Consider the following 14,990-nt stretch of genomic DNA (forward strand, 5'->3'; position numbering starts at 1 on the left):
GAAACCTATTTCGGCTTATAACCGTCTTACTATGTAATGTATTTTAATTTTACAGGGGAGGGGCTTGCTTGATGAAAATGAGAGTTGTGTTATTATGCTTCCTTTTTATACTCGCAGGCTGCAGGGCAGCTAATGAAGTGACAAATGAAGGGTTAGAGGGCTATGAAGTTAAACAAACGTTTGATGAAACGATAGAAGACCATTTTGTGTTCCGGCTTGTAAGTGGCAAGGAGGAATATGAAGCGGGCGAAGAAGTGGAATTATATGGAGAAATTATATATATCGGTGAAGGTGAAGTCGAGATTGCCCATGCTTCTTCAGCGGTATTATTTGAGATCAAGGAACAGGTACGGGACTATGAACTTCCGTTTGCTGTGCAGGATATTCATATAGAGACGAAGCTTGCAGCTGGGGAGCCGTACCGGGAGAAGTATGTAAAGCAAGGAGTCTTTTCTTTTGAAGATGATGGTGAGCAGTATGCGGGATTTATTGAAGATTTTAAAAAACGGCGGGATTTCCCACCTGGATATTATACGGTGACCGCTACTACAGCGTTCTCTGATGGGACCATTCAAAGGGAACTTGAGGCAAAGGTTGATTTTAAAGTATGGGCGGAAGAGGAAGAAGAGTGAACGAAAAATGGGACAGATGCTCTGACCCCCTGTCCCACGCTTGGAGGTAGTTTCATTGCGTATGCTATAATTATAGGAAACGGGGGTGTCGGAATGTTTGAAAGAAAGTCGATTCAATTACAGGAAGCGGTTACAAGATTGATGAAGTTTGCAAATCCGGGTGAAATGGAATACCTCTCTCCACTTGAGGCAACCGGTTTTTATCTGGCGGAAGACTTAGTTGCCGATCACCCGGTTCCACCGTTCGACCGCTCGCCCTATGATGGATTTGCTATACGTTCAAGCGATACTGCTCGAGCAACAACCCATAATCCGAGTGTGCTCAAGGTTGTGGGAGAAATTGGTGCGGGGCAAGTATTTTCTGGAACGGTTGGGGAAAAAGAAGCTGTCCGCATTATGACCGGTGCGGCAATTCCTGATGGCTGTGACGCAGTTATTATGATTGAAGCTGTGAGAGAAATCAAAATAGACGATAATCCTCATATACAAGTTCGGAGACCAATGAAGGCGAACAAAAATATATCTTTTACTGGGGAAGATGTGCAGCAAGGGACGGTTGTTGCTGAAGCTGGAAAGTATATAAATCCGGGTGTTATTGCGTTGCTTGCGACATTCGGTTACACGCAAGTTCCCGTTAGAAAGAGGCCGGCGACAGGTATTCTCGTTACGGGAAGTGAATTGTTGGATTTGGATGACCCACTAGAGCCAGGGAAAATAAGAAATAGTAACGGCTACATGATTCATTCTCAAGCACTCCGGGCTGGGGCAGAACCAATTTATCTTGGGAAACTAAGCGATGACTTGGAAACGAACTTTGAAAGTATCACAACAAACTTGAAGAAGGTGGATATCCTGATTACCACAGGTGGAGTTTCTGTAGGTGATTATGATTTTATGCCGGAGATTTTCAATCGACTCGGTGCCAATGTGCTCTTTAATAAGATCGGAATGCGTCCGGGAAGTGTGACGACAGTGGCGGAAAAGAACGGGAAGCTTATCTTTGCCTTGTCAGGGAATCCATCTGCCTGTTACGTCGGCTTTGAACTCCTCGCGCGTCCATTCATCCGTGCGGTTTTAGGTGCTAGGCACCCTTTCTCACCGCGAACAACGGCTATTCTTGGGGCGGACTTTCTAAAAAAGAATCCGTTTGACCGTTTCGTACGTGGCAAGCTCGAGCTGAAGCATGGAACGCTCTTTGCTACTCCGAGCGGGTTGGATAAATCAGGTGTTGTCTCTTCTCTTGCTGAAGCGGACTGCTTGATTGTTTTCTTAAAGGGAAGGAAAGAATCAAAGAAGGGAGAGCAGGTAGAAGTAATCTTACTGGATTCTAAAGAAAGTATTTCAATGGAAGATTTTTTCGCGGATAAAGGATGAGAGACAGATGAAAGTTTCACTTATGCTAAATGAAAGGGATCAGCAGTTCCTTTGCATCCATGAATCTCGATCGGGCTCTATTTCGTATTATAATTGGATATATACATGAGGGAAGGTTGATTTCATGTGGAGAAATATTCGGCAGTATTATTCGCCTGTACTTGATCTACTGACATTCATCGTGATGTTCAGCATGATAACTTATGTTTCTATTTCTTATAGCAAGCTGCCGACGGAGATTCCCATTCATTTTAATATGGCTGGAGAAGCGGATGGCTGGGGACATAAGGGTACTTTATTCGGCTTGATATTGCTTAACTTCCATACCGTTCTGCTTTGCTTTGTGTTGAATTATTATTTAATCATTCGTTCGGATAAAGCGGACAGTCTGCAATTCATGAATATTCCCTTTTTGAAAAAGGAAGAGCTAACGGAAGGTGAGATCCATACCGTTAAACGAAATACTGCAAGAATGCTAGCAGTTTCTAACTTGGCAATCAGTCTGACGTTTGCGAGTGTTTACTACGATATTATTCAAAATGGGCTAGGGAAAGAAAATGGGCTTGGTTTCGGTGTAGAAGTGATGATTATTCTCGTATTCTTTCCCTTTATCTACTATACTTTGAAAATTTATCGCAACCTAAAAATTGGTCCATTCAGGAACCGCACTTGAATGGCCCGTTCAATTTGATAAGGCGTCACGTATGCTGTATTTCCCCTTCTCTAGCTTTGCCAATCTATTATTACTTGTATGGCAGGAAAAAGCTGCTTAAATCTGTACTTCCTGCTTGTAGCATCACGTGATACCCTATATAATTGAGAAAAGAAAATCAAAGATAAAGGGTGTGGAAGATGGGGAAGCGGATTTTTTACTTCTTACTTACGAACGTTTTAGTCCTACTTACAATTAGTATAATCGTTAACTTAATACCAGGTGGATTGAATTATTTAAATACAACAAATGGAATTGATTTCGGTACACTACTTATCTTAAGTGCGATTATCGGGTTTACCGGTTCCATTATTTCTCTGTTAATCTCGCGCTGGATGGCAAAGAGAATGATGGGTGTTCGGATTATCAATCCTGATCAACCGGCTACTCAATATGAACAGGAACTTGTTGAAAGAGTTCATCGTTTATCGCGAGCTGCAGGCTTAACCTATATGCCTGAGGTTGGGATTTATGATTCACCAGAAGTGAATGCTTTTGCGACCGGACCATCAAAGAAACGTTCACTTGTCGCTGTTTCAACCGGTTTATTGGAAGAAATGGATGATGTTGCGATCGAGGGTGTGCTTGCTCATGAGGTCGCTCATATAGCAAACGGAGATATGGTGACAATGACCCTGCTTCAAGGTGTCGTTAACACATTCGTCGTTTTTCTTGCTAGGATTGTGGCTTTTATCGCATCGCGCTTTGCAAGAGAAGAAATTGCTCCGATCGTCCATTTTATCGCGATTATTGTTTTTCAGCTAGTGTTTTCTATTTTAGGAAGTCTTGTTGTCTTCGCTTACTCTCGCCACAGAGAATTTCATGCGGACCGGGGCGGGGCTGATCTTGCAGGGAAAGATAAAATGAGACATGCGCTAGAGTCATTGCGCGCTTACAGTGACCGCATTAAAACAGAAGAAGATACTTCGATTGCCACGCTCAAAATTAATGGCAAGAAAAAATCGAACATCTTCTCTACTCATCCGGATTTGGAAGAAAGAATAAGACGTTTGCAATAATTAGAGTGGCACGTTCAGAAAAACTGAATGTGCCATTTTTTATATCTTTATTTCTTTACCATATTGGCTAAAGTAAAGCCATGACATCAAGTTCAGTTATATGAGCAGTTTTCCTGGTCTTGTCTTGGCTTTTTCTTCGTTCTGTTTTGCTAAGTCTCAAGTTGTATGCGGAAATCATGCTTCAGGTCTAGTGACAGGTGAAAAGGGAAATGCTATACTTTAATTGCTATTATTTGTTGAACAGTAACATATACAATATAGTATTATATAATATATAATACCTAAATACATCAAGGGAGTGAGCGGGTTGAATGTACAGTTTAAAAAGGGTGTGCTGGAACTATGTGTGCTCGTTCTTTTAGATAAGAAAGATCAATATGGCTATGAACTTGTACAACATATTTCTCGTCATATAGAACTATCGGAAGGTGCGGTATATCCTTTGTTAAGGCGCTTTACAAAGGAAGGTTACACAACAACATATTTACAAGAGTCATCAGAAGGGCCACCTCGGAAGTATTATAAGTTAACGAAAGAAGGTAATGAGTATCTTCAGGAATTACTTGAGGAATGGTGGATGTTTACGGAAGGTGTTAATTACCTAATAGAAGGAAAGGGGATATAAATGATGGATAAGAGACAATTTTTAAGCAAGTTGGAGAAAGCAATTTTAACACTTCCACGAAATGAACGGGATGATATTTTGTATGATTACGAGGAATATTTTTCAAATGGACTTGCGGATGGTAAAACAGAAGAAGAAATCAGTTCTTCACTCGGTTCACCAGAACAGCTCGGGAAAGAACTTTCTGCGGTATATTATGTGGACGCTGTTCAGGAAAGTGGTACGACAAGAAATTTCTTCCGCGCATTTTGGGCAGTTATCTCGTTAAGTTTCTTTAATCTGTTGATTGTTGCAGGTCCACTCATCGCACTTGCGTCTCTGTTATTTGCGGGCTGGGTTGTTGCGGTATCCTTCTCACTTACTCTAGTTGGTGTTCTGATTAACACACTTATTTATCCCGAGATATTCGAGCCATTCAATATATTCATTTCCATCGGACTAACAGGGGCAGGATTATTAATTGGAATCTGTATGTACGCCGTTACGGGATGGATGAAGCATTGGTTTGTGAAATATTTTCAATTTAACGTCAGAATGGTGAAGGGTGGAATGAAGTATGCTTAATCGCAGAAGAATCGCACTCATTGCGGTAGTACTGTTGGTAATTGGCTTTGGCGGGGCATTGTTCACGTATCCATCTCTTAGTGCTGGCGAAACGGTTGAAGAGGAAAGGACCTTCACAGATACCATTTCAGATGTCGTAATTGAGACGGATAATTCGACTATTGAAATCGTACCGACAACTGACAACGTGACAAAGGTTGAATTTATAAAGGATACGAAAAATAATTCTCGTTATCGTTACAAGGCGGAAGTGGAAGACGGGATACTTCAAGTGACTATAAAGGAGAAAGTTCTTCAGTTCTTTAGTTTCGACTTTTCGCTGAAATCAGCGGTGACAAGAGTTTACTTGCCGGAAAAGGATTATGATTCCTTGAAAGCAAAAACTGCGAACGGGAAAGTAAGGATTGAAAATCTTAACAGTGATATCATTTCTGCCGAATCGACAAATGGTAAGATGTCTTTAGAGAATCTTAATACACAAACCGCGACAATTCAGTCTGAAAATGGGAAAATAAGTGCAGTGAATATATCGGGAGAACTAAAGGCTGAAGTTACGAATGGTACGATTAATGTAGAGGCAAAAAGCTTAGATCATCCAGTTGACCTCGAATCAGTGAATGGTAAGATCAATGTTCAGGTAGAGGAAGAACCTGATAATGCAGAGATTATTGTTGAAGTGGTCAACGGAAAAGCGATTATCTTTGGGAGTAGTAGCCAGCATCGTACGTTTGGAGATGGGGAAAATCTTATTAAGATCCAGACGGTAAATGGAAAAGTAGTCGTGGATCATTAAAAATTTCCTCCGTGATTTTCTAACAATTAAGGAGAATGCAGATGAAAGAGAAACAATCAGGAATCAAACCATTTATAGAACTAATCCTATCAACAAAGATTTCAAAGTGGGCACTTGTGGCAGGATTAATCGGAAGTATGCTGACGATGCTTGTGAACCTTGCCATTCCGCTCCTAACAAGGAAGCTGGTTGATGGATTTACATTGGAGGCACTTAGTACGACGCTAATTATTACAATCATAGTCGTTTTTATTCTCCAGGCGGTTATAGATGGATTATCGACTTATATTTTAGCCGCAGTCGGTCAGCGGATTGTCGCTCGATTACGGGAAAAGATGTGGTTTAAGCTGCTTCGTTTGCCAGTCCGTTATTTTGATAAAACACCGAGCGGCGAATCGGTAAGCCGGGTCGTAAATGATACGGGAATAGTAAAAGATTTAATCTCCAACCATTTTCCGCAGTTTATCACGGGTATCATTACGATTATTGGAGCGATTGTTATTCTGCTTATTATGGATTGGAAGATGACCTTGCTGATGCTGCTTGCAGTTCCGATAACATTCTTGATTATGATGCCGCTCGGTTCAAGGATGGCGAAGATTTCAAAAAAGATGCAGGATGAGACGGCGACATTCACCGGAAATATCCAGCAGACGTTAGGTGAAGTCCGCTTAATGAAATCATCCACCGCGGAAGAAGTGGAGGAAAACCAAGGTAAATCAGGGATTCGTAAATTGTACCGCTTAGGGTTAAGAGAAGCGAAAGTATTTGCTTTGATAGGCCCGCTAATTTATACGATTATGATGTTTGTCATTGTCGTGATTATCGGGTATGGCGGTATCCGTGTCTCGGAAGGTACGATGTCAACAGGTTCGCTCGTTGCTTTTCTACTTTATCTTTTTCAAATCATCTTTCCGATTACATCGTTTGCGATGTTTTTCACAGAACTTCAAAAGGCAAAAGGTGCGACGGAGCGGATTATTGCAATTCTGGACTTGGAAGAAGAGGAAGGACAGGTTGGCATCACGAGGGATATTAGTACGCAATCAATTTACGTTGATGACGTTTCCTTTGGATATGACGAAGGAGAAGTGGTGCTAGCGGATGTCACGTTTGAAGCACATCCAGGAGAGATGATCGCTTTTGCTGGTCCGAGTGGCGGTGGGAAAACGACGTTATTCGGCTTGCTTGAGCGTTTCTATGAACCAGTCCGCGGTGAGATTCGAATTGGGAATACCCCGATTCGTGAGCTTTCTCTAGCATCTTGGCGGGGCCAGATCGGTTATGTATCCCAGGAAAGTGCAATGATGGCTGGAACAATTCGTGATAATCTCACCTATGGCTTGGATGATGCGGAGAAAATTCCGGATAATCGTTTATGGCGGGTCGCAGAGATGGCTTATGCAGCGACGTTTATCCGTAGCTTTCCAGATGGTCTTGCTACGGAAGTCGGGGAGCGCGGAGTAAAGCTCTCTGGAGGGCAAAGGCAACGGATTAATATTGCGCGTGCTTTCCTGCGCGATCCAAAAATATTGATGCTTGACGAAGCAACAGCAAGCTTGGATAGTCAGTCGGAACACGCTGTTCAGCGAGCTCTTTCCCGTCTGATGGAAGGGCGCACAACCTTTGTGATTGCCCACAGGTTATCTACCATTGTTAACGCCGATAAAATTATTTTTATTGAAAAAGGAAAAATAACCGGTTTAGGCACACATGAAGAGTTGATTGCAACTCATGATTTATATCGGAAATTTGCTGAGCAGCAATTGAATGAATAAGCGTAGACCAGCTAAGAAAAGCATCTTGGCTGGTTATTTTTTTGCACACACAAATTGGCTTGCAAATAATTCCCAATACTCATATAATCGGTGTCAAATATGCAATAAGAACTAGCCTAAAGTACTTAATGAATTAGGCGGGAAGGGAGTTATTCAATTGGAAAAAAATTTATTAAACTACACCATTACGCAAAATGACAATGCACTTCTTCCGGGGCGAAGCACACATTATGACACCATTGTTTTAACCTCTGAAGGGAAACACTACGTAAAAAAGCCCCCGTTTGACATTATTAAAGAAAGCGCCTCTAAAACATTCTTAACTTATGAAGGAAGTACTCAATTAATTCGAGAGAAATTAGGTTTTAAATATAAAGTACCTCTCCCGATCAATACAGCCCTCGGTATCTATGCGATTCCTACCATGTCACCTTCACACCCAGACTGCATATGGCTATTTTATCATCGCATCGAGAGTATCGAGGATATCAGTGAGAAGTCTGTGTTGAATAAATCCAAAGTACATTTTGTCGACGGGACGTCTTTATCACTTACGACATCTTGCTATTCCCTAGATAAGCAGATGAAGCGTACACAGCAATGTATCGACAAATTTGATGCAGGACAGGCATTGAGCTATTAAAGAGAGGGCAGCTTCGTAAAGCCGCCCTCTTTTTCCTTACTTAGAGACCTAAGTTACCCATAAGGTCTTCAATTTGTGAAAGGATGGATTGAATCAGGTCCTCTGCTTGTTTGTCCGTGCTGGAACGTGGGTGTTGACCCGACCATAGAGCTAAATATTCCGGACGGTTTCGCTTTGCTGCTTCTTTCCGAATCTCTTGTGTCAACATGTTCTGAATCGGATAATTCGGCAGATGATGTTCCCTATTTTCAAGGCTCTGAATGAATGTATTTCGTATCCCTCTTGCAGGTTTTCCACTGAAGGCTTTTGTCACGGTTGTTGCCTCTTCAGTGCTTTCACGAATCGCTAGTTTATAGAGGGGATGGGCGCCGCTCTCTTTGGTTGTGACAAATGCCGTTCCCATCTGTACAGCCTCTGCACCAAGAATGAGAGCGGCCAGTACCCCCCGTCCGTCCATAATCCCACCTGCGGCAATTATCGGGATGTTCACCAGGTCCTTTGCTTGTGGAACAAGTGCCATCGTCCCAATCATCGCGGATTGAAAATTACCAAGAAATGTCCCCCGATGTCCGCCAGCCTCACTCCCTTGCATAACGACCATATCAAGACCTTGTTCTTCATTGGCAAGTGCTTCGTTTACCGTTGTTGCTGTACCGATTAATGTTATTCCTTCACTTTTTAAGCGACGGACAATTTTCTTAGGGGGCAGTCCAAAGGTAAAGCTACAAACTGGGACCTTTTCTTCGATTAATACTTCAATTTGTTGTTCAAAAAGATCCTTGTTCATTTCAGGTAGTTGTATTTGCTCTTCCATGTTTAAATCCCTACGAATAGGAGCAAGTAACTGATTGGCCTGTTTAATTTTTTTATCGGAAAAAGTCGGGTGTTCTGGAATAAATAAATTCACCGCAAACGGTTTGTGGGTGAGCTGCTTGATCTTCTGGATGGCTTCTTTCGTTTTTTCCGGTGTTAAGTAACCTGCTCCAAGCGTACCAAGCGCACCGGTTTCTGCGACACTGGCAACGAGCTCGGGTGTCGTTATCCCTCCCGCCATGCCTGCTTGAATAATGGGATAGGTTATGCCAAGTTTTTTTGTAATTGAATTATCATAAATCATGTTTCCTTCTCCCTTCCATTATTTTTAATCTATATGTAGTATAAGCCAGTTTAGAGTAAATTGAAAAATTAGGCAGGTAGGAAAGTCCAGTACATTTACAAAAATTACTCAATTGTAAGTAAAAATAAAAAATGATAAAATAGGAATGTTATTTTACTAAGACAGCCTTGAAGTGAAAGGTAGGGAAAAGGATGAATTCAGAACGGAAAAATATGTATCGCGGCATTGCCTTCGTTGGGCTTGCGATTGCATTGTTATTGGATTTAAAATATAAAGGATTGGTGTATCGGATGATATTTCAGAAAGAAACCAATCATAACGTACCGATAGAAAACTGAAGGGGTCTTAGAAATATTTACAACTTAGAGGAGGATTAACAGCAAATGGACTCTAAAGAACGGGATGCGATATTGAAGACCGTGCCTCAAAAAGGTTTCTTCGGGCATCCAAAAGGTTTATCAACATTGTTTTTCACCGAGTTTTGGGAGCGGTTCTCATACTACGGGATGCGCGCTATTCTACTTTACTATATGTACTATGAAATAACCGAGGGTGGCCTAGGGCTGGACCGCACAACAGCTAACTCGATTATGGCTATCTACGGTTCTTTAGTATATATGTCTGGAATAATTGGTGGTTGGATTGCCGACCGCTTGCTAGGAATGAACCGGACCGTATTTTACGGTGGAGTTCTGATTATGATTGGTCATATTATTTTATCATTGCCTGGTGGATTTACCGCATTGCTATTATCCATGCTCTTTATCATTATTGGGACAGGCTTATTGAAACCGAACGTCGGTGGAATGGTTGGGGAACTTTACAGCAAGACAGACTCACGCCGTGATTCCGGTTTTAGTATCTATTATATGGGAATTAACATGGGTGGATTCATTTCACCATTAATTGTCGGAACAATTGGACAGGAATATAGTTTCCACCTTGGATTTAGTTTAGCCGCCGTAGGTATGTTCGCGGGCTTAGTTGTCTATTTATTCACGCGGAAGAAGAATATGGGTCTTGCGGGAATGCAAGTACCGAACCCTTTATCTGCTACTGAAAAAGGCAGCATTGCACGCAGATTTTTATTTGGTGGAGTTGCCATCGCGGCGTTTCTTTGGTTAGGGTTTTCCGGTGGCTGGTTAACAATTGAACGTGTCATATTCTTTATTAGTATTTCAGGTGTTATTATTCCTGCTATTTACATTTTTGTAATGTACCGCAGTAAGAAGACAACCGATGATGAGCGTTCCCGGTTATTGGCATATATTCCGCTATTTATTGCTGCAATGATGTTCTGGGCGATTCAGGAACAAGGCTCGAATATTCTTGCAACATATGCAAACGAACGGACACAGTTAAGTTTCTTAGGTTTTGAACTGAAATCTTCGTGGTTCCAATCACTCAACCCATTATTTATTGTGGCACTTGCTCCAGTATTTGCTTGGCTCTGGGTGAAACTTGGTGATCGTCAACCGAGTACACCACAGAAGTTCTCGCTTGGGTTAATTTTTGCTGGTTTGTCCTTTATTATTATGGTTTTCCCAGCTATATTTAACGGAACGGAATCTCTCGTTAGCCCGCTATGGCTTGTGGCGAGTTTCTTCCTCGTCGTAATCGGTGAATTGTTATTATCTCCGGTTGGACTGTCTGCATCCACGAAACTTGCGCCGGCTGCGTTTGCGGCCCAGATGATGAGTCTTTGGAATCTATCAAACGCTTCCGCACAGGCAATCAACGCGCAAGTAGTACGTTTTTATTCAGTGGAGACGGAGGCGATTTATTTCGGAGCCATTGGTGGTTTTGCCATTCTGTTAGGAATTTGTTTATTATTCCTGGCACCTAAATTGAAGAAATATATGCGTGGAATTAATTAAAAATTGGAATGGGGCGATCAAGTTCAGTACATTGATTGCCCCATTTTTTAAATGGTTTTTTCTTTTGTTTTATTTTTATTGTGTGCTGTGTCACTTGTGTTCAGGACGAGGATACCTCCAATAATGAGAATAATGCCGAGTAGCTTGGCGAGGTGGAATGCTTCATTCCAGAAAAGAAAGCCGATCAATGCAGTTAAAGCAGTTCCAGCTCCAGACCAAATCGCATAAGCGAGACTTAGCGGGACGGAACGCAGGCAAAGAGCGAGAAAATAAAAAGATAGCCCATACCCGAAAATGACTGCAAGCGATGGATACAACAACGTAAAACCATTGGAGAGCTTCAGCATCAGCGTACCAAAGATCTCAGCAACAATCGAAACAACAAGGAAACTATAACCCTTCACATTCATATCTAACACCAACTTTCTTTTTGGGGTCAGAGCAATTGTCCCAGTTAGACCGCTCTGTTTTTGTAGCTTGTAATCTTTAATTCCCCGGAACACAGAGAATCTCCCTTATTCAGTCGATTAAAGGCCTTCTAATCGCTCGAACGACAGCAACTCTTCCTCGTTCCGTCAGTTAGAAGTTCCCTAATCCCTTGAACGACAACGATCCTCATTCATTCGGTCAATGAAAAGCCAATCCCTCGCTCAAAATCCTAATACCTGCTTTCAAATATTCAATAGGACAACTCCGGCAATGATGAGCAGGATCCCTGTTAACTTTTTCATATTAAATACTTCTTTATAAACGACTATTCCAACTATGGCGGTTAGCGCAGTTCCCATCCCAGCCCAAATTGCGTAAACCAAGCTAAGTGGTAATTCGGTTAGCGTGAGAGAAAGAGTGTAAAAAGCGGTTCCGTATCCGATTATGACCCCGAGTGTTGGTAGTATCTTTTTAAAGCCATTCGTCAGCTTCAAAAAGGAGCTGCCGAACACTTCACTTATAATTGCAAAAACCAAAAGTACAAAAGCATTCATGTGAGCAACATCCTTTCTTTTACTGCAATATCCTCAATTATACGTGAAAAGCATGAAACTTTCAGCGATGAGTAGCCGTACTAGTTAATAGAAATGAAAGGAGCGGCTTCATTTATGTTACGATGCGAGATCCAAGAAGCGGGTTACAGTAAAAATGAACCAGTTTTAAAAAATATTACATTTAATGTTCATCCAGGCGAGCTCGTCGGATTAATCGGACCGAACGGAGCTGGGAAAAGTACAACAATTAAATCCTTGCTCGGCGTCATTGATTACGTGCAAGGGGAGATCGAAGTTGAAAATTATGCTTACATACCGGAACGCCCCTTTTTTTATCCTGGCTTGACGCTAATGGAACATTTTCATTTTCTTCTAGCTACGATTGAAGCGGACGAAGCGGATTTCACTCGGAAAATGCAAGGATTGCTAAAAGAATTTGAACTGGAAAATGTGGTGCATCATTATCCTGAAAGCTACTCCAAAGGCATGCAGCAGAAGGCAATGATTATGCTCGCATTTTTAAAGGAAGCGAATATGCATATTATTGATGAACCGTTTATGGGGCTAGATCCGAAAGTGGTCCGGAAGCTCCTTGATATGATTGCAAAAGAAAAAGAGAGCGGTGCCGGCATTTTAATGTCGACGCATGTACTTGATACAGCGGAGAAGATTTGTGACCGCTTCTTGCTTATCTCACACGGAAAGCTGATTGCGGACGGTACATTGGAATACATCCAGCGTAAGAGCGGACTGCAGGGAGGGTCTTTATTCGATTGTTTTCATATATTGACGGAGCGTGAGGCAGATGACCGGTAGGAAACTATTTAAATTACGATTAATTGATGATATAAAATATCAGCGGAAGATACTTGGAATGTTCATCGATTGGATAGTTTGGTTCTATGCTTTTATTCCATTCCTTATATTCGGGGTGCTTTTTTATATTGATATCTGGAAGGATACCGCATCCTATTGGCCGGAAATATTGCCGGGAACGGTGATTATCTGGTTGATGTTACTTCTCTTGACGATTGTCCAATTCCGTATGTTTATGAAAGAAGCAGATCAATTGTTTTTACTTGACCGGCCCAAGTTATATCGTGGTTTACGGACCACGGCTTTTTCATATTCTGTGTTGCAGAGGATAGGGCTGGCCGTGGTATTACTCGTTATTACCTTACCGTGGCTTATCCAGCTGATTGGGCTTGGTGTGCGTCAAATCTTTTTTCTGTTTGTTTTTCTCCTAGCTTATCAATTGCTTATATCTACCGTGAAAAAAATCATTCGCCACCCAGTGAAGCGTTGGATTTTGCTTGCTGTTCTCTTTATTTTCATCAGCAATCTTGTCATGTACCTATCGCTCGATATCCTTTTCATAGCAAGTGCTGCTAGCGTCATTTTTCTCACCGTCTGGAATTATTACGTTATGGTTCCGGCAAAACGCTACTTTTTTGAAGAGGTGAATAACGAGGTCAAGGTGCGGATGCGCTATGCGAAGTTAATGCTCGGAATGGCGAAAGAGGTGGAGAAGCCTCCAATTCGTTTCGGGAAACGGCCTCTACTCTTTAGAAATAGCAGAAGGATTTTTAAAGAAACAAATCCGGAAAATGGCCTTCTGGAAATGCTCTTAAAAGGATTCCTGCGACATACAGTCTATCTTAAAAGCTATTTCCAAATCATCGGCGTCACCTTATTTGCAATTACGTTACTTCCAATTATCTGGTTGAAATGGTTGATTTTCATTACGTTCTCATTGTTTTTGACGTATAATTCCTGGCTGAGAGGATTGTATGAAAAAATGCTCGATGAACATTTCTTCAGTGTCGTACCTATCGAGAAAACTGTTCGAGACGCGGCTTGGTTGCGCTTCAGACGCATATTTATAATCCCAGCGGTTATTCTAGTCGGTCTTACTGCTGTACTGATGACATTTGTTACGATAAAGTGAAACTCATTCACTGGGATTTTCCGTCCCCGTTCAAAAGTGGGGGTATTACAGACCGTTAATACGTGGTAAATTAGATGGAGGGTATGTAATGAGTGGGAAAGAATTGAAAAAGAAAAGTAGAAAAGCCGAGGAGCGTATCGAACAGCTTGATTGGTATATGTTCATAGTTGAGTTTTTTCTATATATCCCGCGTGTATTCTGGCGGATGCTCCGAAGGTTTTTTGATTGGAGTTGACAGGAGGTTAGCTGATGACAATTTTAAAAAATGATTGGGCCCCCTTGCTTGAAGGGGAATTTCAGAAAAAATACTACTTGGAATTACGGGAGTTTCTAAAAGAAGAATATAAGAATTACAAGATTCATCCTGATATGGACGATATTTTTAATGCCCTCCATTACACAAGTTACGAGAATACGAGGGTTGTTCTGATTGGACAAGATCCGTATCATGGACCGAATCAAGCCCATGGCTTAAGTTTCTCTGTGCAAAAGGGTGTAGCGATTCCCCCTTCTTTACGAAATATCTATAAAGAACTTCAAAGTGACTTAGGAATCGAACCCCCAGCCCATGGTTACTTGAAAAAATGGGCTGATGAAGGGGTGTTGTTGTTGAACACGGTACTTACGGTAAGGGAAAAACAGCCAGCTTCTCATCGCGGGAAAGGTTGGGAGCATTTTACGAACAAAGTAATCCAACTCGTCAATGAAAAGACAGATCCGGTCGTGTTTATTTTATGGGGAAAACATGCCCAGGAAAAGGAAATATTCCTTACGAATAAGCGCCACCATATTATTAAATCGCCGCATCCGAGTCCGTTTTCAGCAAATCGGGGATTTTTCGGCAGTAGACCATTTTCGGAAACGAATGAATTTTTGAGTGCAAATGGACGAGCTGCGGTGGATTGGGAAATTAGGTGAATGTTTA

Annotated in this window: 18 protein-coding genes; 15 read left to right on the top strand and 3 right to left on the bottom strand. The window is 41.7% G+C overall.

What is annotated here, in order from left to right:
• Positions 1-68 precede the first annotated feature (68 nt).
• The 9 genes from GN217_RS12880 to GN217_RS12920 all read left to right on the top strand — a co-directional run bounded on the left by GN217_RS12880 (position 69) and on the right by GN217_RS12920 (position 8,140).
• Positions 69-632 (top strand): hypothetical protein, encoded by a 564-nt coding sequence (locus GN217_RS12880; protein WP_156857082.1) that lies wholly within the window; start codon positions 69-71, stop codon positions 630-632.
• A gap of 93 nt (positions 633-725) precedes the next feature.
• On the top strand, positions 726-2,006 hold the full coding sequence (locus GN217_RS12885; protein ID WP_156857083.1) for a molybdopterin molybdotransferase MoeA: 1,281 nt from the start codon (positions 726-728) through the stop codon (positions 2,004-2,006).
• 124 nt (positions 2,007-2,130) lie between these two features.
• Positions 2,131-2,679 carry a DUF1648 domain-containing protein gene (locus GN217_RS12890; RefSeq protein WP_156857084.1) on the top strand — a complete coding sequence of 183 codons (549 nt, stop codon included), beginning with the start codon at positions 2,131-2,133 and terminating at the stop codon, positions 2,677-2,679.
• A 179-nt stretch (positions 2,680-2,858) separates the two neighbouring features.
• Positions 2,859-3,737, top strand: coding sequence for a protease HtpX (htpX, locus tag GN217_RS12895; RefSeq protein WP_156857085.1), 879 nt, complete (start codon positions 2,859-2,861; stop codon positions 3,735-3,737).
• Positions 3,738-4,044: 307 nt separating this feature from the next.
• Positions 4,045-4,362, top strand: coding sequence for a PadR family transcriptional regulator (locus tag GN217_RS12900; RefSeq protein ID WP_156857086.1), 318 nt, complete (start codon positions 4,045-4,047; stop codon positions 4,360-4,362).
• 3 nt (positions 4,363-4,365) lie between these two features.
• Positions 4,366-4,926 (top strand): HAAS signaling domain-containing protein, encoded by a 561-nt coding sequence (locus tag GN217_RS12905; RefSeq protein WP_156857114.1) that lies wholly within the window; start codon positions 4,366-4,368, stop codon positions 4,924-4,926.
• Positions 4,919-5,719, top strand: a complete 801-nt coding sequence (locus GN217_RS12910) for a DUF4097 family beta strand repeat-containing protein (RefSeq protein ID WP_156857087.1) — start codon at positions 4,919-4,921, stop codon at positions 5,717-5,719. Before GN217_RS12905 ends, GN217_RS12910 begins: the two co-directional genes overlap by 8 nt.
• Before the next feature lie 41 nt (positions 5,720-5,760).
• Complete coding sequence (locus tag GN217_RS12915; RefSeq protein ID WP_156857088.1) at positions 5,761-7,497, top strand: ABC transporter ATP-binding protein; 1,737 nt, start codon at positions 5,761-5,763, stop codon at positions 7,495-7,497.
• A 157-nt stretch (positions 7,498-7,654) separates the two neighbouring features.
• Complete coding sequence (locus tag GN217_RS12920; RefSeq protein ID WP_198042655.1) at positions 7,655-8,140, top strand: competence protein ComK; 486 nt, start codon at positions 7,655-7,657, stop codon at positions 8,138-8,140.
• A 40-nt stretch (positions 8,141-8,180) separates the two neighbouring features.
• Here GN217_RS12920 and GN217_RS12925 read toward each other — a convergent pair whose 3' ends face one another.
• Positions 8,181-9,257 (bottom strand): NAD(P)H-dependent flavin oxidoreductase, encoded by a 1,077-nt coding sequence (locus tag GN217_RS12925; RefSeq protein WP_156857090.1) that lies wholly within the window; start codon positions 9,255-9,257, stop codon positions 8,181-8,183.
• Positions 9,258-9,448: 191 nt separating this feature from the next.
• Between GN217_RS12925 and GN217_RS12930 the strand changes: the two genes are divergently transcribed.
• Both GN217_RS12930 and GN217_RS12935 read left to right on the top strand, forming a co-directional pair.
• Complete coding sequence (locus tag GN217_RS12930; protein WP_156857091.1) at positions 9,449-9,595, top strand: hypothetical protein; 147 nt, start codon at positions 9,449-9,451, stop codon at positions 9,593-9,595.
• Positions 9,596-9,640: 45 nt separating this feature from the next.
• Positions 9,641-11,134, top strand: coding sequence for a peptide MFS transporter (locus tag GN217_RS12935; protein WP_156857092.1), 1,494 nt, complete (start codon positions 9,641-9,643; stop codon positions 11,132-11,134).
• A gap of 47 nt (positions 11,135-11,181) precedes the next feature.
• Here the strand turns inward: GN217_RS12935 and GN217_RS12940 are convergent, their stop codons facing one another.
• Both GN217_RS12940 and GN217_RS12945 read right to left on the bottom strand, forming a co-directional pair.
• Positions 11,182-11,538, bottom strand: coding sequence for a DMT family transporter (locus tag GN217_RS12940; protein WP_156857115.1), 357 nt, complete (start codon positions 11,536-11,538; stop codon positions 11,182-11,184).
• Positions 11,539-11,805: 267 nt separating this feature from the next.
• Positions 11,806-12,117 (bottom strand): DMT family transporter, encoded by a 312-nt coding sequence (locus GN217_RS12945; RefSeq protein WP_156857093.1) that lies wholly within the window; start codon positions 12,115-12,117, stop codon positions 11,806-11,808.
• Between the two features lie 114 nt (positions 12,118-12,231).
• On the opposite strand from GN217_RS12945, the gene GN217_RS12950 reads away from it, so the two are divergent.
• The 4 genes from GN217_RS12950 to GN217_RS12965 all read left to right on the top strand — a co-directional run bounded on the left by GN217_RS12950 (position 12,232) and on the right by GN217_RS12965 (position 14,983).
• Positions 12,232-12,933 (top strand): ABC transporter ATP-binding protein, encoded by a 702-nt coding sequence (locus GN217_RS12950; protein ID WP_156857094.1) that lies wholly within the window; start codon positions 12,232-12,234, stop codon positions 12,931-12,933.
• Positions 12,923-14,065, top strand: a complete 1,143-nt coding sequence (locus GN217_RS12955) for an ABC transporter permease (protein ID WP_156857095.1) — start codon at positions 12,923-12,925, stop codon at positions 14,063-14,065. The genes GN217_RS12950 and GN217_RS12955 overlap by 11 nt, the downstream gene beginning before the upstream one ends.
• A gap of 88 nt (positions 14,066-14,153) precedes the next feature.
• Positions 14,154-14,300 (top strand): hypothetical protein, encoded by a 147-nt coding sequence (locus GN217_RS12960; protein WP_156857096.1) that lies wholly within the window; start codon positions 14,154-14,156, stop codon positions 14,298-14,300.
• Between the two features lie 14 nt (positions 14,301-14,314).
• On the top strand, positions 14,315-14,983 hold the full coding sequence (locus GN217_RS12965; RefSeq protein ID WP_156857097.1) for a uracil-DNA glycosylase: 669 nt from the start codon (positions 14,315-14,317) through the stop codon (positions 14,981-14,983).
• Positions 14,984-14,990: the final 7 nt, after the last annotated feature.

The sequence above is a fragment of the Oceanobacillus sp. AG genome (genome assembly GCF_009746545.1).
Lineage (GTDB): Bacteria > Bacillota > Bacilli > Bacillales > Amphibacillaceae > Oceanobacillus > Oceanobacillus indicireducens.